The sequence below is a fragment of the Skermanella aerolata KACC 11604 genome (assembly GCF_000936425.1).
Classification (GTDB): domain Bacteria; phylum Pseudomonadota; class Alphaproteobacteria; order Azospirillales; family Azospirillaceae; genus Skermanella; species Skermanella aerolata.
Genome location: NZ_AVFK01000069.1, coordinates 1 through 18,791, shown reverse-complemented (window position 1 = coordinate 18,791; position 18,791 = coordinate 1). Strand labels below are relative to the sequence as shown.

General features: G+C 62.8%; 16 protein-coding genes and 4 pseudogenes. 9 read left to right on the top strand and 11 right to left on the bottom strand.

From position 1 onward, the window contains the following. The first annotated feature begins 458 nt into the window (after nt 1-458). Both N826_RS35860 and N826_RS45540 read left to right on the top strand, forming a co-directional pair. Nucleotides 459-2,027: a winged helix-turn-helix domain-containing protein gene (locus tag N826_RS35860; protein WP_044437077.1), complete on the top strand. Its 1,569-nt coding sequence runs from the start codon at nt 459-461 to the stop codon at nt 2,025-2,027. 209 nt (nt 2,028-2,236) lie between these two features. After that, nucleotides 2,237-2,829: pseudogene (locus N826_RS45540) on the top strand (IS6 family transposase); the annotation flags it as partial. A 146-nt stretch (nt 2,830-2,975) separates the two neighbouring features. Here N826_RS45540 and N826_RS42460 read toward each other — a convergent pair. From N826_RS42460 to N826_RS42455, 8 genes and pseudogenes are all read right to left on the bottom strand, one after another. Then, the gene (locus N826_RS42460; RefSeq protein ID WP_211099475.1) at nt 2,976-3,626 is read right to left on the bottom strand and encodes a thermonuclease family protein; all 651 of its coding nucleotides are present in this window, start codon (nt 3,624-3,626) and stop codon (nt 2,976-2,978) included. A gap of 499 nt (nt 3,627-4,125) precedes the next feature. Then, nucleotides 4,126-5,083 (bottom strand): annotated as a pseudogene (locus N826_RS35845) (IS5 family transposase). Nucleotides 5,084-5,286: 203 nt separating this feature from the next. Then, the gene (gene rpiB, locus N826_RS35840; RefSeq protein WP_044437073.1) at nt 5,287-5,733 is read right to left on the bottom strand and encodes a ribose 5-phosphate isomerase B; all 447 of its coding nucleotides are present in this window, start codon (nt 5,731-5,733) and stop codon (nt 5,287-5,289) included. Nucleotides 5,734-5,752: 19 nt separating this feature from the next. Next, nucleotides 5,753-7,030, bottom strand: a complete 1,278-nt coding sequence (locus tag N826_RS35835; protein WP_044437071.1) for a TRAP transporter large permease — start codon at nt 7,028-7,030, stop codon at nt 5,753-5,755. Nucleotides 7,031-7,036: 6 nt separating this feature from the next. Continuing rightward, nucleotides 7,037-7,504, bottom strand: a complete 468-nt coding sequence (locus N826_RS35830) for a TRAP transporter small permease (protein WP_044437069.1) — start codon at nt 7,502-7,504, stop codon at nt 7,037-7,039. Between the two features lie 93 nt (nt 7,505-7,597). After that, nucleotides 7,598-8,587: a TRAP transporter substrate-binding protein gene (locus N826_RS35825; protein WP_244619757.1), complete on the bottom strand. Its 990-nt coding sequence runs from the start codon at nt 8,585-8,587 to the stop codon at nt 7,598-7,600. A gap of 47 nt (nt 8,588-8,634) precedes the next feature. Then, complete coding sequence (locus N826_RS35820) at nt 8,635-9,375, bottom strand: FadR/GntR family transcriptional regulator (protein WP_044437067.1); 741 nt, start codon at nt 9,373-9,375, stop codon at nt 8,635-8,637. Between the two features lie 155 nt (nt 9,376-9,530). Further along, nucleotides 9,531-10,301: pseudogene (locus N826_RS42455) on the bottom strand (IS6 family transposase); the annotation flags it as partial. A gap of 412 nt (nt 10,302-10,713) precedes the next feature. Here N826_RS42455 and N826_RS35810 point away from each other — a divergent pair. Continuing rightward, a complete protein-coding gene (locus tag N826_RS35810; protein WP_044437066.1) occupies nt 10,714-10,992 on the top strand; it encodes an HU family DNA-binding protein in 279 nt (92 codons plus the stop codon). A 36-nt stretch (nt 10,993-11,028) separates the two neighbouring features. Next, complete coding sequence (locus N826_RS43865; RefSeq protein ID WP_157599411.1) at nt 11,029-11,196, top strand: hypothetical protein; 168 nt, start codon at nt 11,029-11,031, stop codon at nt 11,194-11,196. Nucleotides 11,197-11,372: 176 nt separating this feature from the next. Here the strand turns inward: N826_RS43865 and N826_RS43860 are convergent, their stop codons facing one another. Next, nucleotides 11,373-11,522 carry a hypothetical protein gene (locus tag N826_RS43860; RefSeq protein ID WP_169789486.1) on the bottom strand — a complete coding sequence of 50 codons (150 nt, stop codon included), beginning with the start codon at nt 11,520-11,522 and terminating at the stop codon, nt 11,373-11,375. Nucleotides 11,523-11,737: 215 nt separating this feature from the next. Between N826_RS43860 and N826_RS35805 the strand changes: the two genes are divergently transcribed. From N826_RS35805 to N826_RS35800, 3 genes are all read left to right on the top strand, one after another. Next, nucleotides 11,738-11,992: a hypothetical protein gene (locus N826_RS35805; RefSeq protein WP_044437064.1), complete on the top strand. Its 255-nt coding sequence runs from the start codon at nt 11,738-11,740 to the stop codon at nt 11,990-11,992. Continuing rightward, the gene (locus N826_RS45845) at nt 11,970-12,101 is read left to right on the top strand and encodes a hypothetical protein (RefSeq protein ID WP_280178507.1); all 132 of its coding nucleotides are present in this window, start codon (nt 11,970-11,972) and stop codon (nt 12,099-12,101) included. Before N826_RS35805 ends, N826_RS45845 begins: the two co-directional genes overlap by 23 nt. 213 nt (nt 12,102-12,314) lie before the next feature. Further along, on the top strand, nt 12,315-12,674 hold the full coding sequence (locus tag N826_RS35800) for a hypothetical protein (RefSeq protein WP_044437063.1): 360 nt from the start codon (nt 12,315-12,317) through the stop codon (nt 12,672-12,674). 842 nt (nt 12,675-13,516) lie between these two features. On the opposite strand, the pseudogene N826_RS46175 reads toward N826_RS35800, so the two are convergent. Beyond that, a pseudogene (locus N826_RS46175) lies at nt 13,517-14,501 on the bottom strand (IS5 family transposase). Nucleotides 14,502-15,170: 669 nt separating this feature from the next. Here N826_RS46175 and N826_RS35785 point away from each other — a divergent pair. Beyond that, nucleotides 15,171-16,661 (top strand): amidase, encoded by a 1,491-nt coding sequence (locus tag N826_RS35785; protein WP_044437059.1) that lies wholly within the window; start codon nt 15,171-15,173, stop codon nt 16,659-16,661. A 384-nt stretch (nt 16,662-17,045) separates the two neighbouring features. Then, entirely contained in the window at nt 17,046-18,032 is a 987-nt protein-coding gene (locus tag N826_RS35780) for a catalase family peroxidase (RefSeq protein ID WP_044437057.1), read from the top strand. Between the two features lie 375 nt (nt 18,033-18,407). On the opposite strand, the gene N826_RS35775 is transcribed toward N826_RS35780, so the two are convergent. Continuing rightward, complete coding sequence (locus N826_RS35775; RefSeq protein WP_044437078.1) at nt 18,408-18,635, bottom strand: DUF6429 family protein; 228 nt, start codon at nt 18,633-18,635, stop codon at nt 18,408-18,410. Between the last annotated feature and the right edge of the window lie 156 nt (nt 18,636-18,791).

The following is an 18,791-nucleotide window of genomic DNA, read 5'->3' as shown; positions in this document are numbered from 1 at the left end:
AGGAGATTACGCCACCCGCCAATTTCCTACCAACCAAGCGACACGACCGGACAGGTTGGACTGTGCCACAAGGACGGCCAGCGCGCCTTACAAGTGCCTTACACTTTCCTTATCGGCTTCTTGATTCACCCGCATCTGGGGCATTGCGTCCGGCCTTGTGACGGTTGGGCCCACCCGATTGCCCCTACTGCCTGTCTACGAAACAGGCGGCGAACCGCTCGACTAGGCGGATAGTCAAGTCGGCGGGCCAGAGCAGCAGAGCACCCGCGTTCGAGGTGACTGCGCTCCTGTCGAACGCCCCCACCACAAGACGTCTGTTGACCGTTCCAAACGCGATCCGATCGGAGCTAAACTCCGTCGGAATCGGGAGAGCTTTTCTGCCGAGCGCTAAGTGTCCGATCGCAGAAGAAGTGTCGCCCGATCAGAGCCCCGATGGACCCGTATGCGCGGAGGGCAGCTTGCGCTATTGGTTTGAAGATTTTGCGCTCGACACGGACCGGTGCGAGCTGCGTCGCGGGACAGATCTCGTTCCCCTTACACCCCAAGTGTTCGACTTGCTGGTCTACGTGATCCGAAATCGCGAGATCGTGGTGAGCAGGGACGATCTCATCGCCGCGGTATGGGGTGGGCGTATCGTCTCCGATTCGGCACTAACGACCCGCATCAACGCCACCCGCAGCATCATCGGCGACAGCGGCGGGCAGCAACGCCTCATCAAGACCTTGCCTCGCAAGGGCATCCGCTTTGTCGGCGCCGTGCGCGAGGAGGGGAAGCCGATCGAGGTGGCTGAAATGGGCCAGGCCGCGCAACGGCCGGAGCCAAACCTCACCCTGCCGGACAGGCCTTCGATCGCGGTGCTGCCCTTCACAAACCTCAGCGGTGATGCGTTGCAGGACTACTTCACCGACGGTGTCGTCGAAGACATCATAACGGAGTTCTCGCGTTTTTCCGAGCTGTTCGTCATCGCGCGCAATTCGAGCTTCACCTACAAAGAACAGTCGACGGATGTTCGCGATGTGGGACGCGACCTCGGGGTGCGCTACGTGCTCAAGGGCAGCGTGCGCAAGGTTGCAAGCCGAGTGCGCATAACCGGGCAACTCATTGATGCCACAAGTGGAATTCACATCTGGGCAGACCGATTTGAGAGTGCACTTGACGACATCTTCGCTCTTCAGGACCAGATAACGGAGAGCGTGGTGGGGGCGATCGCGCCTAGGCTGGAGCAGGCGGAGATTGAACGGGCGAAGCGGAAGCCGACAGAAGTTCTTAACGCCTATGACTGCTTCTTGCGCGGCATGGCTGCGTGGCACCACTGGGGACGGTCAAGTCACGACAACGCGCTCAAGCTCTTTTACCATGCGATCGAACTCGATCCTGAGTTCGGAAGGCCGTATGCGCTGGCGGCCGCCTGCTATCTCATGCGCAAGGCGAACGGCTGGACTGTCGATCGACCTGCGGAGGTCGCCGAGACGGAGCGGCTCGCCAGGCTGGGTGCAGACCTGGGGGGCGCTGACGCGGTGGCACTGGCCTGGAGTGCGCACGCGCTTGGCCATGTCGTTGGCGATATCAAGACCGGCATCGCCCTCATCGACCACGCTTTACTGTTGAATGCAAACCTTGCCGTGGCGTGGCAGCGGAGCGGGTGGCTTCGGATCTATGCGGGAGATTGCGAGCGGGCAGTCGAACATATCAAACGCGCAATGCGCCTGAGCCCTTTGGACCCCTTGATACACCTGGCGCACAGTGCGATGGCATTCGGATATTTTCTTCTGGAAGACCTTGATGAGGCCTCGGCTTGGGCCGAACGGGCGCTACACTTGCGGTCGAATTGGCCTCCCGCTCTTCGAGTTTTGGCGATGAGCGCTGCCCTCGGGGGTCGGAACCAAGCCGCCCGGCAAGCCATGGCCCGTTTAAGACTGATTCAGCCGCAACTGCGCATTTCGAACCTCCATGAGCAAAACTTCTTGCGGCCAGAGCACATGGCCAAGTGTATGGAGGCCATGAGGAAAGCTGGCCTACCTGAGTAATACCGACGGCGCCTGACTATGGTGCAGAAATCAGGGAGCGGTCGGAGTTCGCCCTTTCCTCAACAGTTGTGGATTGGCGTCGGTTCTGTAAGCTTTCGGGCTTAGTTGCGCGGCAGATAGGTAATCGATACCATAAGGGCCTTTCCGGGCACCGTCAACTTGAGCGCTGGGGCTTGCGGAGGCGGGTGGCCGGCGGGTATGGGACGGGGATGACGACGCCCTCTGCTCCTTCCTACGCCGGCTACCGGTTCCCTGCTGAAGTGATCAGCTACGCGGTCTACCTCTACTTCCGCTTTCCGTTGAGCCTTCGGATGGTGGAGGAGATGCTGGCGGTGCGCGGGATCGCGGTCAGCCACGAGACGGTGCGCAAATAGGGCCTGAGCCCGAAGGGCAACGCCGAAGGCGTTTATTTTGGCCGCGAGATTGCCAACGGCATCCGCCGACGCCGGCCACAAGGCGGCGACAAATGGCACCTCGACGAGATGGTCGTGACGATCGCGGGCAAGAAGCACTATCTCTGGCGCGCGGTCGACCAGGATGGCTTACCGCCCGAAGGGCGTTGCCAAGGCCCGTTCTCGAGGCCCTGGTCCGGAGCCGACGCGACAAGAAAGCGGCTAAGCGGCTGCTGCGCAAGCTCCTGAAGAAGCAGGGCCGGGCCCCGCGTGTCATGGTGACAGACAAGCTGCGCTCATACGGCGCGGCGAAGAAGGAGATCATGCCCGGCGTCGAGCATAGTCAGCACAAAGGGCTCAACAACCGGGCGGAAAATTTTCCACTTTCCCCGCAACCAACTCACCGCCGCCGACTACCGCGCCGCCCGCGTCCAGGCCCTCGAGGACTGGGCCGAGATCGCCGGCGCCCGGCTGGCCGCATAATCACAGACCAAGGCTGCGTCCACGTCCGCAAGCTGCCCCACCGCGGTCAGACGCCGATCAAGTTGACGGTGCCCTATCGGCGGCGGTAGTCCCACGGCCGATCGAACTCCCCCGACCACATGCCGACACGCCGGGCCTGGGCGGATCGTTCGGCATCCCGGTATCTGCCACGGCTGTAGCGGCGGTAATCGAGGGCATTGCCCGACCTGACCATCTGCTCGCCAATGTCTCGGCCAGCGGCACGGCATGATGCAACGACGCGCTTGTAGCGGTCGCGGTCAACCTGTGTGCAAACCACCGTCCTGCTCCGAACCAGGTCCTGGAGCGCATCGCGGGCGATGTTTCCGCAAGCAGATCCGCCGCATTGTTGCTTCAGTTCAGGAGCATCGATGCCCCAGATCCGGACTTTTTGCCCTGCGAGGGTGAAGGTGTCGCCGTCATGAACGCGGCTGACCCGGCCTGACAGGTCGCTTGCAAAGGTAGGAGAGGCGGCACACAGCATAATGGCCAGTAGGGATGACGCGATAGAACGATGCTGTTGGCGAATTCGATGATTAAGCTTGCGGATACTCAAAGTTCGGTCAGCCATTTTAGTTTGGAGCGGGATTTCTCGTCGGGCATCGCTGTCCGGGCGGCGGTGGAATTTATCAACAGTATCATAGAACGGGTAGAAACATACGCCAAGCCGGGTAAGGCTTGTTGCCTCCCAGGCTTTTCGTAACATCCCTTTATACGGCTCTGCCTGTTAGCACGCCTTTTTCCATACAATTTTTTATACCTGGAGTTAAGTCTTGGCGCGGTCGAAGCCTTTCTGGGTCAGGCTGTATATTTTGTCCTGGCCCCTGTGTAGGCCACGGATGGTCATGTATGCGGTAAGCCAGTTACAGTACTTTTGCCGGAGATAAGGACCGTCACTCGGCCAAGTCTTGCTGCGGGTGGGAATGTTGTATTCCGTGTCCAAGTACCGATTGAGCTGATCGGTATGATATCAGCCCTGTTTCTCCATCTGGGTCAGCATCCAGGGAAGAGCCACATTCAGCATCTCTAGTCTGAACGGGACACCTCGCAGTTGTCTTTTCTTGATGGTAGCTATGGTCATATGATCCGGTTTGTGCCAATATGGGTAGAAGGCTGCTGATCGACATCCTTGGCTCGGAAGATCGGACCATTGCTCTGGTGCATGGAGGCAGACGAGCACGGATTTTTCCCTGGTTCGTTGATCATCAGGCGGCGCGGACGGAGTTCGGGCGTCCAAGGTCGAACATGCGGTTAAGAACGGTGACGGCGATCCTGGTTTCGACCTCCTGGGCCGTGCGGGTGTGCGAGCGCAAGGTGTCGCCGATGATGCGCTTGCATCAACTCATCGCACCCCTCCGCCCCGGCTCTCGCATTGTAGCCCGAGGTTTTTTGCCACCCCATCCGGCCCTGCTCGGCAATGGCCTCGATATGGCAGTCGCGCTGGGTTGGATCGGTTTCGGCCGATGGGCTGAGCACAGCCGTCGAGCGCGGCGGCACGACAACCGCTGCTTCCACGGAATGTCCGGCCACATCATCGTAAACCCGGTCCTGGTCGTAGGCGCCGTCGGCAACGACCGCCGCAAGCGGCACCTCGATCTGGTCAAGCAGCGGGCCGAGTTCGGCGGCATCATCGATTTCCTTGCCGGTCAGGGTCGAGGCGACGATCGTGCCGGTCCTCGTATCCACAGCAAGGTGCAGCTTCCTCCAGGCGCGACGGCGCTGGGTTCCATGCTTCTCGACCAGCCACCCGCCCGGCCCGCTGAGCTTCACGCCGGTACTGTCGACCAGCAGGTGCACCGGGCCGCTCGCTATACAGGCCTGCGGAGCCATCGTCAGTGTCCTGGATCGTCGGCTCAGGGTGCTATGGTCCGGCACCGGCAGATCCAACCCCATCAACTCGAGCAAGGAGTCGACCAACCCTTCTGCCTGCCGCAGCGGCTGGTGAAACACTGTCCTCAGGATCAGCGACGTCTCGATCGCGAGATCCGAATAGCGCGCCTGACCGCCCGGCGTCGTCCGCGGCGCTGCAACCGCCTCCTCGGTGAACCAGATCGTCAGCGAGCAGCGCTGGCGCAGGCCAGCTTCGTAGGCCTTCCAGTTCGTCACCTTGTAACGGCTCCTCGGGATCCGGTGGCGACGGTTGGCATTGTGTTTGTGCGGCATGGTCAGATGAGGCGATCAGGAAGGGGCAGGCTCCCTACCGAGTCCATCCCGCAGGGGCAACAACGACATCCGTGCACCAACGTATTTATTCGCAGCAAACACCTTCGGGTCAACAGCCTCCCACACCGTGCCATGCTCCCGTCAGCATCCGTTGCAAGCGGTTCCGACAGCGGCGAGCGAACCATGCCGAAATCTTGGCCGTCCTAACGCTCAGCGTCCATCTCGGCCAGCTTGCGCACGCGGCGGCGGAAATCCTCGTCGGTCGAAAACTCGGCCTGAAGGTAGGAAGCGACCAGATCCTTGGCGAGCCACGCGCCGACGATCTGCGCACCGATGCACATCACGTTGACGTCGTCGTGCTCGACCGACTGGTGCGCGGAGTGAACGTCGTGGCAGACCGCCGCGCGGATCCCCTTCACCTTGTTGGCGGCAATCGACGCACCGACGCCGGTGCCGCACACCATCAATCCCCGATCCGCCTTGCCATCGACAATCGACGAGGTCACCGCCCTGGCGATGTCAGGAAAGTCGACGGGATTGGGATCGTAGGAACCGGCGTCGTGGACGTCGTGGCCCAGCGACCTGATGTGCTCGATGATGGTCGCCTTGAGCGGAAAGCCGGCGTGGTCGGAACCGATGACGATGCGCATGCTGGAAATTCTCCGAGGTCTATTGGGCGATCAAACGGGGCAGCCACAGCGTGAAATCCTTCGCGAAGGTGAGGATCGCAAGTGTGGACAGAAGGGGGATGTAGAAGGGCAGTAACGCCCTGAGGAGCTGTCGTATCGAAACCTTGGCGATGTCGGACACGAGGAACAGCGACAGTCCCATCGGCGGCGTCAGCAGGCCGATCATCAGGTTGAAGATGGTGACGATGCCGAGTTGCACCGGGTTGACCCCGGCGAGCACGAGCGGCGGCGCGATGATCGGAACCAGCAGCAGGGTCGCCGTCGTCGAGTCGAGGAACATGCCGGCGATGAAGAAGACGAGGTTGGCGATGATGAGCAGGACCAGCGGGTCCTTGGAGAGCGTCAGCAGCGCGGCGGCGAAGGTCTGGGGCACCTGCTCCACCGCCAGGATCCAGCCGAACAGCGCGGCGGCGGCGACGATGATCAGGATCGCCGACGAGCTGCGGGCCGTGAGCAAGGCCGAGTTCCACAGGTGTTCGACGCTGAGCTCTCGATAGACGACGGCGCTGATGACGATGACATAGACCGCCGTCATCGCCGCGGCTTCCGTCGGCGTGAAGGCGCCGAAGGTCATGCCGGCGATCATGAGCGCAGGAGCGACGATGGCCGGCAGCGCGGGCAGGAAGTCGCGCAAGACCTGCCCCGGCGTCGGCCAGTGGTCGGCACGCGGATGGTTGTGGCGGATGGCGACGATGAGCACAGTCAGCATCAGCATGAGCGTGCAGACCAGCGCCGGCATGATGCCGGCTACCAGGAGCTGCACGATCGACACGCTTGTGACCGACCCGTACACGATCAGGGGAATCGACGGCGGAAAGATCGGTCCGAGCGTCGCCGACGCCGCGGTGACCGCGCCGGCGAAGGAAGGATCGAAGCCGCGCTTCTTCATGGCGTCGATTTCGATCCGTCCGAGGCCGCCGATGTCGGCAAGTGCTGCGCCCGACATCCCGGAGAAGATCAGGCTGCCGAAGACGTTGACCTGAGCCAGCCCGCCCGGGATGCGGCCGACCAGCGTAAAGGCGAAGCGGAAGATGCGGTCGGTTATCCCCGACAGGTTCATCAGGTTGCCGACAAAGATGAACAGCGGCACCGCGACGAGCGGGAAGGAGTCGAGGGCATAGGTGATGCGCTGGGCGAGGAGGCCGAGCGGCAGTCCCTCGATCAGCACATAGGCGATCGAGGGCAGCAGGATGGCGTAGACCACCGGGAAGCCCAGCATGAAGAGCGCCAGGAAGGCGATGACGACGGCGAAACCCATGGTTCTTCAGACCGCGATGTTGGTGTCGGCCTGCGGCGGCTTGCGCAGGTGGAGGAGATGGACGAGTGCTGCGCCGGCGAAGCCGAACAGAGTCGCCCCAAGGAAAATCCAGAACGGGATGCCAAGCGTCGGCGTCGCGTTGGTGAGGTTTCGGGAGATGTTCGTGGCGGTGACGTAGGCGATGAAGCCGGTGGCGGCGATCGCCAGGATCGAGATGGTGAGGTTCACGATGCGGCGGGGAAGCCTGGGCATCATCGCCTTGAACTCGCCCATAACGATGTTCTCGCCGTTCTGGACCACCAGCGGGTACGCACAGAAGATCAGGCAGATCAAAAGGAAGCGCGTGAACTCCTCGGCTCCGATGAACGGCAGCACGAAGACGCCGCGCATGATTACCTGCGCCGTCGGTACGAGAACGAGCCCGGCCATCACGACGACGACGAACGCCGTGAGAGCACGTTCGGCAATGTGCATGTCTGTCTCCTGTCAGCTGGAGCCTCGTCTCCCAGCGAGGGAGACGAAGGCCGCGCGGGATGGCCGAGCGAGGGATCTCGCCGGCCGTTGCGGCTACTTCACGGCCTGGATCTGCTCGATCAGGGGCGTGAAGTTCGGGAAGTCCCGCGCGATCTGGGTGCCGACCTTCTCGCGGAAGGCGGCTCTATCCAGCCCGTCCGCCTCGGTGATGATGGTCATGCCGCGGCCTTTCAGTTGCTCAACGAGCTTGGCTTCACCCTCCTGGGCCATCTTGAGCGATTTCCTCGCTTCGTCGTCGAGCACCTTGGTGATCGCCGTGCGCTGCTCCCCGGTCAGGTCCTGCCAGATCTCCTCGTTGACGAAAACGGCCAGGACGGCGCGCATGTGGCCGGTCATCGCGATGTGCGACTGCACCTCGTTGAGGTTGTTCGACGCGATCATCGTCAGCGGGTTCTCCTGGCCGACGACCACCCCGGTCATCAGGGCGGTCGGAAGCTCGGCCACCTCGACCGGGGTGGGGATCGCTCCGAAACCCTTCACCATCGATACCCAGAGCTCGAGCGGCACGGCGCGAAACGGCTTGCCGGCAAGGTCGGCCGGGCTCTTGACGGGGAAGTTGGATGAGATCTGGCGGTCGCCGCGGTAGATGCGGCCGATGATGCGCACACCCTGGGCGACCAGCTTCTCGTTGATCGCCTGGAGCGCCGGCGAGGTTGCCGGGTCGGTCGCCTTCAGCGCGTGTTCGCCATCCTGGTAGATGAAGGGGGCGTTGAACACCGCTACTTCCGGCACGAGGCGCGCGAGCGAGGCGAAGTCGTGATGGCCCATCTGAATGGACCCCATCCTGACCCCATCGACCATCTCGGCGACGCCGCCGAGCTGGCTTGCCGGATAAACGGTGACCGTGACACCACCGCTGGTCGCCGCGGCGATCCCCTTCGCGGCTTCGGCCGCGTAGATCGTCTGGATATCGCCCTCGGCGCCGACATGGGCGTAACGCAGCTCGGCTGAAACTGCCGCCCCGGTCATTGCAAGCGCGACGAACGCGCTGGTCATGGCGCCGAAGATCGTTCTGTGCAGCACGTGAATTTCCTCCCAAAATTTTTATGCTTGTTGATCAGGCTGGGTAGTCAGCTCTGCGGCCTCCGTGCGTAGGCCGAGATCAGGCTGCGCCGGCGGAACTCGTCGCCGATCGCGAAATGGTCGCGCAGCTTGCGATCGGCAGCGTCCGCGTCGCGGTCCACGATCGACAGGAACACCTCGCGATGAGCCTCGACGAGGTAATCGACGATCCCGGGCTCCGAAACCGTCACCGCGCGTCGCTGGACGTGGCTTCGGCGCAGCAGTTCGCCGATCGCGCCGTAGAGGGTGGTCAGCGCATCGCTGTGACCGGCCTCGACGATGGTTTGATGGAAAGCGAAGTCCGAAGCTCCCCCCTCGACGGGATCGTGCAGCGTGTCCATCAGGCGGGTCAGGCTGGAGCCGATGCGCTTCAGATCGGTTTCCGTCGCGCGCTGGCAGGCGAGCCGGATCGCCTGACACTCGATGGCTATTCGTGCCTGCATGACGTCATCGAGGATGTCGGGCTGCTGGGCGAGGCTGAAGGTGAAGAAATCAGACAGCACGCTGATGTCAGCCTGCCGGACGTAGGCGCCCTTGCCGTGGCGGATATCGAGGAAGCCGAGCATGGCCAGCGAGCGCAGCGCCTCGCGCAGCAGCGGCCGGGAGACGCCCAGCCTGAGCGAAAGCTCGCGCTCACCCAGCAGGCGTTCTCCGGGCTTCAGCGAACCGTCGAGCAGTGCGTTGCGGAAGAAGGCGAACACCTGCTCCGTACCCGAAAGATCCTCGCCTTTGGCAAGAATGGTGGACATCGGCAGCAGCTCCCCCCAACAGGCCATACAGTGGTCAGACCAGTAAATCGCGATCTGCTTCCGCTTGTCAAGCCAGCGATTGACACCGTCAACTTGATCGACCTCTGACCGCGGTGGGGCCGCCTGCAGGGATGGGCGCAGCCCTGGTTCGAGAATTCGGCGGCCGAACGGGCGCCGGAGATTTCGGCCCAAGCCTCGAAGGTCTGGGACCGAGCCGCGCGGTACTGGCTGGCGGTGACGTGGTCTCGGCGGGAGTGGATAAGGTTGACGATGGGATCGTGGATCGAGACGAAGCGCTGAACGTGGCGGACCGACTGGAACCGCTTCATCTGTCGTTCCCATCGGCGGGTTGGCTGGTGGGAGTTCTCGGCTCGGTTGTTGAGCCCCTTGTGTTGGCGATGCTCGACGCTGGGCATGATCTCCCTCTTCGCCGCGCCACATGAGCCCGGCTTGTCGGTCACCACAACACGCGGCGCCCGGCGCTGCTTCTTCAGCAACTGGCGTGAGCCAAGCGCTTGGCCGCCTTGGTGTTGCGCCGGCTCTGGATCAGGACGTCGAGAACGGGCCTTGGCAACGCCCTTCGGGCGGTAAGCCGTCCTGGTCGACGGCACGCCAGAGATCGTGCTTCCTGCCCGCTATCGTGACGACCATCTCGTCGAGGAGCCGCTTATCGCCGCCCTACGGGCGCCGTCGGCGGATCCCCGGCGATTGCGCAGCCAAAAAAAAACGGACTCGGCGTTGCCCTTCGGGCTCAGGCCCTATTTGCGCACCGTCTCGTGGCTGACCGCGATCCCGCGCACCGCCAGCATCTCCTCCACCATCCGAAGGCTCAACGGGAAGCGACAGTAGAGGTAAACCGCGCAACTGATCACTTCTGCGAGAAACCGATGGTCGGCATAGCTGGGCGCCGAAGAGGGCGATGTCATGCTGCCTCCATGCCGGCGAACCTCCTGATTGGCAACACCGACTCCCCCCTCAAGTTGACGGTGCCGTTTCAGATCCGTCCCGGACTATAGGGCCATCGTGACGTGACGCCGGACAGGCCAGACGAACCGGATGAGCGGGGACTGGCATCCGGGTTGCCTACCGGATCCTTGACGATCAGCACCGCTGCGGGCAAATCGGTCGCCCGATCCGTTCGTGCCGTTTTCACCTCCGGTCCGGCACATCCACCATTCCGGACGGAATGCTCTATCGGGTGTAGCGCCGTTGCAACCACACCCGCGAAATCGGCCGGAGATGCGGGCTGTCCGGCGCGTTTGCCTTGTCACGCAGTCGAACCAATGGCAATCGGAGAGAAGCTGCCGATGGAGGCAGCCTGTTTGAGGGAGGTTGACGATGAACCAGACGGAACTGATTGCCGCTGTTGCGGAGCGCGCCGGCCTGACCAAGGCCGATGCCGGCAAGGCGGTTGAGGCGGTGGTCGGCACGATCACCGATACGCTCAAGGCGGGCGACGAGATCCGCATCACCGGCTTCGGCACCTTCGGGATTTCCGAACGCGGTGAGCGACAGGGCCGCAACCCTCAGACCGGTGCGCCGATCACGATCTCAGCTTCCAAGGCCGCTAAGTTCACCGCCGGCAAAGGCGTCAAGGACGCGCTCAACGGCGGCTGAAGCCATAGGGCAGATGCTCCAGTCGCGGATCCGGGGGTGGAAGGGTTGATTCTCCTGGACGGCGCTAAGGGTGACCTCGGGCTGCCCGCCGGCGCCTTCGACCCTGAGCGCGCCGACGGGATCCGCGACCTGGCCGCCCAGGCCGCGATCTACGCCACCCAGGCCCACGGACCGGGAACGCTGCGCGCCTACCGCTCGGCCTGACGCCAGTACGACGCCTGGTGTACCCGCCTCGGCCTGCCGGCGCTGAGCGGCGATCCTCCCCTGGTCGGAATGTATCTCACATCCGCGGCCGAGCGGCTCGCCGTCGCGACGCTCCAGGTCCACCTCGCCGCGATCGTCACAGCCCACCGCCTGGTCGGGCTGTCGCTCGACCCCGTTCACCCGAGCATCGCCCTGTTGATGGACGGCATCCGCCGGCGCCGACGCCCCCGGCCATCGCGGCAGGCGACATCGATCACGCCGGCGATGCTGGCCCGCATGGTCCGCGCCCAGCCCGACACGCCGCTCGGCCTGCGCAACTGTGCCATCCTGCTCGCCGGATTCGGCGATGCCCTGCGGCGATCCGAGATCGTCGGGCTCGATGTTGGCGACCTCGAGTTTGTAGAGGGCCAGGGCGTCGTGCTGACGGTCCGGCGCTCCAAGACCGACCAGCACGGGGCCGGGCAGGCGGTCGCGGTCTCGCGCTCCGACAATCCCGACTTGTGCGCCCCCACCGTCCTGCGCCGCTGGCTCGAGCACCGCGATGCCCCGGCACTGCGACGATCCGCTGTTCGTCGGCCTGCGCGCCGGCGGCGTCATGACCGCCAACCGGCTGTCGGACAAGGCAGTGGTTCGCCTGGTCAGGGACACCGCCGAGGCGATCCGCGACGGCGATCCGGGGCTGATGGAAAGCACCTTCGGCAGCCTCGCTGTCGGGTGCCACCCGCAGCTACTCCGGCCACAGCCTGCGCGCCGGACTCGCCACCACGGCGGCCGTGGCGGAGGCCCAGCTCCATGACGTCATGTGCCAGATCCGCCACAAGTCGGTCGAGGTCGCCCGCCGCTACATGCGCTCATCCGACCTCTGGCGCAACAACGTCACCGAGAAGGTCCTGCGTCGGATCTGAATACGGGGAAGCGGTGCAACCGCCAAAGCAAAGTTGGGGTCGCAGGGAAACGAAGACACGCCTGTGAGCGGCTGTGTCCACCGAAGTCACTTCGGCCCGGCAGCTGATCGATTGGACGGTTCATGGTCCAGCAATCCTGATGTGATATAAAGACGCTGAATAGCCGCAGGGGCCGGCTTTGATTCTGTTCGAAATTATGCAGGGACTTCCATTTTGGACGCTGTTGACCATCTGACCGAAAACCAGGACCCGATCACTCCAACCCGGCCGCGGTCGGTCTACTTCGATGTCGTTGTCGAGGCGGGGCGGCCCGGCTTCGATGCCGGCAGCTTCTGCCAGGGTCTGCAGGAGGCACTTGTCCAGGATCCCGACCTGCTGGCGCTCGGCCGCAGGCAGGGCGGCTTCAATGACCATGCCCGGTTCGTCGGCGTCGGTGTCGAACAGGCTGTGGCGGCTACTTCCGCGGCGGCCTACCGGGTGCGCATTGACTTCAAGTCCGAAGGCAGGATCGACCACGACGTCGTCGACGCCATCATCGCCGACAACGTCAAAGCGGAGATGACGCTCTCCTGATCCGGCGACCTATGCCGGAATGTGGCGGACCGGGTGGTGAGTGGAGGAGCCGGTCGCCGTCGCGAACATCAATAGATCAGAGGAGCCGAAGGTCCGAGCCATTTCGAAGCACGGATGGGCACTGGGTTCCAGGAGTTGATGTTGGCCGACACTTCCAATCTCCCGACGCTCTCTGGAGAATTGGAGACGACCAACAGATCGATAACCTGAGCGCCATCAGCTGAGGCATCCATGGCTCCGCGGCTGCACGCCGGCTGTGGCTGAGCGATGTCAGGGAGACGGCGGAACCGGCACCGCTGGATCGCTGCCCGCCGCCGTGTCCTCCGTTGGCGGAGGTGCTGAGAGCAGGGCTTCCAGCTCTTTTCTGCTGATCGCAAGCATTACGCTGAAGACCTTGTACGCGATCTCGGAAGTGACGCCTCCAGCCTGCATTCCGGCTGCCAGCATATCAGCGCTGGGCTTTGTCCGGACTGCGACAATCTCGTTGTCCGACGCTCTAAGCAACGCATCCTCCATCAGTCATTGACAAGAGAGTAAAGAACTTCAAAAGACGGGTTTTCTGAACCGGGATGCTTGTTGTCGACTGTCTGACGGTACCAGACGTACCTGGCAGTGCCTATGTTATTCGGCTGGGGTTCTCCATATCTGCCGAACATGAAGGAACACTGATTCCGTTCATGGATCAGACCGCGACGAAAAACGGATCAAGCGGCGGTTTCGGCATGGAGACGGCGCCGATGCGCTGAACCAGGCTTAGGGTCCGGCTACGAATGCCGCCGCCCTGCGCCAGCGTGTTGCGTGGAGGGGGGAGAGGCGAAGGAGCCGCCATTCCCCACCGTTGATCATGCAATGCGGACTGAGTTCGGACGGTCGAGCATCTGGTTGAGGATCTGGGCGGCGATAGCGACCTCGGTGGCGCGAGCCTCGTCGCCATGGAAACGCAGCCCGTCACCGATCATCTGCTTCCAGCGTGCGAACTGGCCCTCGACGCAGGCCCTTTCGTTATAGCCACTGTCGCGCTGCCAGGCCATCCGCCCTTTCCCGGCAATCGCCTAGATGTGACGGTCGCGCTGGTTGGGTCAGTGTCGGCTGTGGCGCTGAGCACGGCATCAGCGTGGGGTGGAACGATCACCTTCGCGTCCGGATGCCGCTCGTCCAGAGCGGTGTAAACGCCGGTTCTGTCATAGCCGCCGTCGCCCATGAAGATCTCGACGGGCTCGGCGACACGGTCGAGCAGGAGTTCGACCTGGGAGGCGTCATCGACGTCACGCTCGGTCAGGATGGAGGCGTCGATCCGGCCGGTCACCGCGTCAAAACCGATATGCAGTTTGCGCCAGGAGCGCCGCCTGCTGGTGCCGTGTTTCTCGATCAGCCATTCGCCCGGCCCGCTCAGCTTCAGTCCCGAACTGTCGACCATGAGATGAAGCGCTCCACCGGTGGCGTCGGGCTGCGTCGGCAACTCCAGGCTTCAGGCTCGCCGGCTGAGGGTCGAGAATTAGCTGCGCTGGCCCTGACGGGCTCCGGCACCGGCAGGTCGAGGCCGAGCAGATGGAGGATCGAGCCGATCAACCCCTCGGTCTGGCGCAGCGCGAGGTGGAACACAGCGCGCAACGTCAGAGCTGTCGTAATCGCGCGATCGGAGTAGTGGGGCTGACCACCCGGCGTCGCGCGCGGCGCGGCTTTCCAGGCGGAAATCGCCTCATCGGTGAACCATACGGTCAGACTGCCTCGCTGCCGCAGCGCCTCGTTATACGCTGCCCAGTTCGTCACGCGTCGCTTCGGCGGCGGAATATGATGGCGGCGGGCTGCATTGGCTTTATGCGGCATGAAGGCGAGATCCGGAGCATCGAAACAGGCCCTCCCTTACGCGATCCCGCATATCCCTGCAACACGCCACCTTCGTGCTCGAACACCATCCGCACTGCGCGTTCGCGGACTTCAGCGGCGTATTTGGGAGATGCCTGTTTCGTCATGATGACCCCAGTCTCTCAAGAAACGGGGCCTCCGGTAAACCCGGGGCGGTTCAGGCAGCCAGCAAGGACGAGCAGCTTCGAACCTTTGCCACAGCTCAGCTTCCAGCTCTCAAGCAGCACTTGGAGCAAGCAAAGAAGATCGCTGCCCCTCTGGTCAGGAAATAGACTGTTATCCTGTATCGTCGGAATACCAGGTAATGTAGGCGTCCAGCAACCGCCAGGAGCACCCGTCCAGCAAGCTGGATCGGGTGCTCATTCGCTGCCGGTCAAATCGCAGGGCAGTGCTGGCTTATGGATCCAGCCGAAGTGGCGCTTGGGGTGCAGGGGAGCATAGCAAAGTGTAGGAGGTGATGGAGAGGATGTCTGCTGCAGATAGGATGGTGCCTCCCGGACGCAGCCTTTTGGAAAAATATGTTGAGATGAACGCAGCTTCTGGTTGTTGTAAACAGTATTGGCTTCCACATTTTGCCATGCTTCCGTCTAAGCGCAGATCTCACAAATAATCGAGCCGGAGTAACAATCAGTGAGTTTGAAGGAGTATGCCCTGCTTGATGCGACGGACCTCGCCCGGCTGGTAAGGCACCGGGAGATTACGGCATCGGAGCTTGTCGAAGCGGCCATAGCCCATCTGGAGCGCGCAGAGCCTCGGCTGAGTGGCATGGCGGAATGGGCGCTCGATCTCGCACGGGCAGAAGCCGCTGGCCCACCGCGGCAAGGACCCTTCGCTGGGGTGCCGTTCCTGCTCAAGGACAACATGCATGTCGCAGCCGGCATTCCCTATCATAATGGCAGCCGCATCTGGCGCGGGCGCATCGCGTCGGGAGACAGCGAACTGGTGCGGCGTTTCAGGGCTGCTGGGCTCATCCTGCTCGGCAGCACAAAGGTTCCAGAACTATCGCTGACCCCGGTAACGGAACCCCGAGACTTCGGCAGGGTGCATAATCCCTGGGCTCTGCATCACACGGCGGGAGGCTCATCCGGTGGATCAGCCGCTCACGTGGCGGCGCGCAGCGTGCCCATGGCGCATGCCACTGACGGAGGCGGGTCCATCCGCATTCCGGCCTCGTGTTGCGGCTTGTTCGGCCTCAAGCCGACCCGGGGACGCACACCCAATGGGCCGTTTATGGGAGAAGCCTGGCATGGCCTTGCGGTGGGTCACGCTGTCACGCGCAGCGTTCGCGACAGTGCTGCACTGCTGGACGCCATAGCCGGAGCGGACACAGGCGCTCCGTACGGTCTGGCACCGCCTGCACTGTCCTTTACCGAGGCTGCTGCGAGGCCCCCCGGGCGGCTACGGATCGCCTTCAGCGCCGTCGCACCGACTGGCGCCGCCGTCCATACGGAATGCCGGATCGCGGTGGAGCTTGCTGCGAAACTCTGTGAGGATCTTGGGCACGATGTCGAGGCGGCGGCACCGCCTCTGCCTGCGCGCTATTTCTCCTGGTTCATGACCGTGTTCCTGGCGGCCGTTGCCCAGGAATTCGCCATTGCTGAAGAGGCCACGGGCGTCAGGGCTCGGCGCACCGAAGTCGAGGATACTACGTGGCTGTGCCGTCAGCTCGGCCGTGCCCTTTCGGCCGAGACGCTATCCATCGCTCTGGAAAAACTGCACCGCGCCAGTCGGCCCATTGGCGTCTTTTTTGACCGCTTCGACGTGCTGTTGACGCCGACCCTGGCCCTTCCACCAGTCACACACGGCGCTCTTCGTCCAGTGGGGGTCGAAGCGGCACTGCAGAGCCTCATGGCGCGCTTCGGTATCGGTGGCCTGCTGCGATACGGTCCGCTGCTGGACCACGCGGCCGAGCGAACCTTCGCCTTCATGCCTTTCACACCGATCTGGAACGTTACAGGTCAGCCTGCAGCCAACTTGCCTTTGCACCGGACGCCGGACGGCTTGCCGGTAGGTGTACAGGCGGTCGGACGTTTTGGTGAAGAAACGACCTTGCTATCGTTTGCCGCCCAGCTGGAGCAGGCGCACCCTTGGACAGGCCAGATACCGCCCGGCTGCACATGAAGAGTGGCTATAGCACCTCGAGAAGAGTCGATGTGGAAAGAGCCATCCTGGCAGGTGACCTTACCCGAGTGCAGTGCCTCCCATAACGCCTGAATAATGCTGACAAGCACCATCATCGGACATCAATTACGGGCTTAACTTTCAAAAGAAGTGCCCTTAGGAGAAGTCAGCGTAGGCAACTCGACGTCCGGTGGGATGACCAGGCGGCGGGGCAGGGGCTGGCGGTGTCGACCGGCATCCTCGGCGACCTCCACCTCGCTGAAGGCGGTGGATTGTAACAGCGAAACCACCGTCCAACGGGGTGCTTGAAGATGGTTCTCAAGTCCGTCAGCATTGTCGGGCTCCGGGCAGCTTGGCGCTTTCCCGCACAATGAGGGTTATCCTATGACAACAGCACCCATTTTCCTGGCTTCAGCAGTCATCATCACGTGCCTTGTTGCTTCATCCGCTCTGGCCCAGGACGTGGATGTGCAAGCAATCGTCGACGGTCAGTTCGCGCTTGGTGGAAATCACCCGATGGTCCGCGCAAGCGGGGCCAAGGGAACCTGCGTCAAGGGTAGCTTCACACCCTCCGCGGAAGCTGCGGGGTTGTCAAAGGCGCCTCATCTCGCCAGAACCGTGCCCGTCACGGCCCGCTTCTCGATGGGTGGCAGCAACCCGACCATCTCCGACAAAACAAAGGCCGTGACGCGCGGTTTCTCCATGCGGCTGGAGGATACTGAGGGCGATCTCGTATTCGTCTTCATTTCGGCCCCGGTCTTTGGCGCGAAGTCGCCGGAGCAATTGCTGAATGGCATCCAACTGCGGCTGCCCGGCCCGGATGGAAAGGCCGATACCGACAAGATCAAGGCCTTCGCGGAGGCCAATCCCGAGACGACACGGCAGAGTGCCTGGCTAAACGCCCGTCCGGTGCCCGCGAGCTTTGCGGGTGTCGACTACTGGGGGGTGCATGCCTACACACTGACCAATGCGGCTGGTGAAGTCAGGGTAGCAAAACTGAAGTTCATTGCGGCCGCCGGCCAGCTCGGGCTTACCGAGGAGGAACTGAAGTCCAAGGAGACCAGCTTCTACGCTGACGAGCTGATGGGGCGGCTGGCCAAGGCACCGGCTTCATTCGATCTGGTGGCGATTCTCGGCGAACCAGGCGATCCAGTTAACGACGTCACTGCGATGTGGCCCGAGGAAAGCCGCAAGCAGGTCAAACTCGGCACGCTCGCAATCGTGTCCATGGCGCCTGACGCGACCTGTGACGCCAATACCTTCGACCCGGTCGTGAACCTGCCGGACGGCATCACTGGCCCGGCGAATGACCCGATGTTCGAAATCCGCTCGCCGGCTTATGCGATCTCGCTAAGCCGCCGGGCAAATTAGAGCCAGACGTGGGAGAGGATCGCCAAGATCACCAACGACTGGCTCCCCAAACCGCGCATCCTTCAACCTTGACCGCAGGAACGCTTTGCCGTCAGACACCCGAGGTGGAAGCCGTATGCGGGAAAGCGTGCGCCGTGAAAAACAGCGGGTCGAGTCCCTGCCGCAGGCAGGAAAAGCTGGGAGCGATGCTTGTGTGTGAATCGGCGTCGGCTCAGACCCTTTATCGGCATCTGAGTGACACTTCGTCGGGCATGCGAAGTCATGGCGAAACGACGACTTGCGGCGAATGACCCCTTGCCGATCCAGGGTCATTCGTCTGAGCCGAACCACAATCCGGGAGCAGGCTAGAGCGGCGTGACCTCGGCACCAGCCGGTTCAACATTTTGCAAACAGTTCCTGGAACAACTGCTCCGAGCGAGCCAGGCCGTCCGGGGTGAAAACCACCGACTTGGCCCTGCCGACCGGATCGTGGATCAGCCCCTTGGTATGCAGCCGGTCGATCGCGTCCCAGTCGAAAGACTTCCACGCGTGCGCACCGTCGTGAATCCCCAACCACAAAAGCGCCAGTACAGCATCGTCGATCCGGTCGGTGTCGATGTCCATGATCGCCTCACAGTCCAACAGGACTGCAATCATGCGATACGTCCCGCCCTCTTCTCAATGGTTCTGTCAGCATTCGGGGAAAGTTGCGTAGCAGACAGACGCCTGAGTACCAGAAGCTGTATCAGGCGGCGGAGATCAGGTCCTGCAGCGCGGCGA

Excerpts from the sequence above, each read along its gene's own strand:
- rpiB (WP_044437073.1), bottom strand. The coding sequence starts at position 5,733 with ATGCGCATCGTCATCGGTTCCGACCACGCCGGCTTTCCGCTCAAGGCG.
- N826_RS43860 (WP_169789486.1), bottom strand. The coding sequence starts at position 11,522 with ATGGCACAGTTGCGCAGGCCGAGCGGCGTGTCGGGCTGGGCGCGGACC.
- N826_RS35810 (WP_044437066.1), top strand. The coding sequence starts at position 10,714 with ATGAACCAGACGGAACTGATTGCCGCTGTTGCGGAGCGCGCCGGCCTG.
- N826_RS35835 (WP_044437071.1), bottom strand. The coding sequence starts at position 7,030 with ATGGGTTTCGCCGTCGTCATCGCCTTCCTGGCGCTCTTCATGCTGGGC.
- N826_RS42460 (WP_211099475.1), bottom strand. The coding sequence starts at position 3,626 with ATGTTACGAAAAGCCTGGGAGGCAACAAGCCTTACCCGGCTTGGCGTA.
- N826_RS35775 (WP_044437078.1), bottom strand. The coding sequence starts at position 18,635 with ATGGACATCGACACCGACCGGATCGACGATGCTGTACTGGCGCTTTTG.
- N826_RS35830 (WP_044437069.1), bottom strand. The coding sequence starts at position 7,504 with ATGCACATTGCCGAACGTGCTCTCACGGCGTTCGTCGTCGTCGTGATG.
- N826_RS35780 (WP_044437057.1), top strand. The coding sequence starts at position 17,046 with ATGACAACAGCACCCATTTTCCTGGCTTCAGCAGTCATCATCACGTGC.
- N826_RS35820 (WP_044437067.1), bottom strand. The coding sequence starts at position 9,375 with ATGTCCACCATTCTTGCCAAAGGCGAGGATCTTTCGGGTACGGAGCAG.
- N826_RS35805 (WP_044437064.1), top strand. The coding sequence starts at position 11,738 with ATGCCCCGGCACTGCGACGATCCGCTGTTCGTCGGCCTGCGCGCCGGC.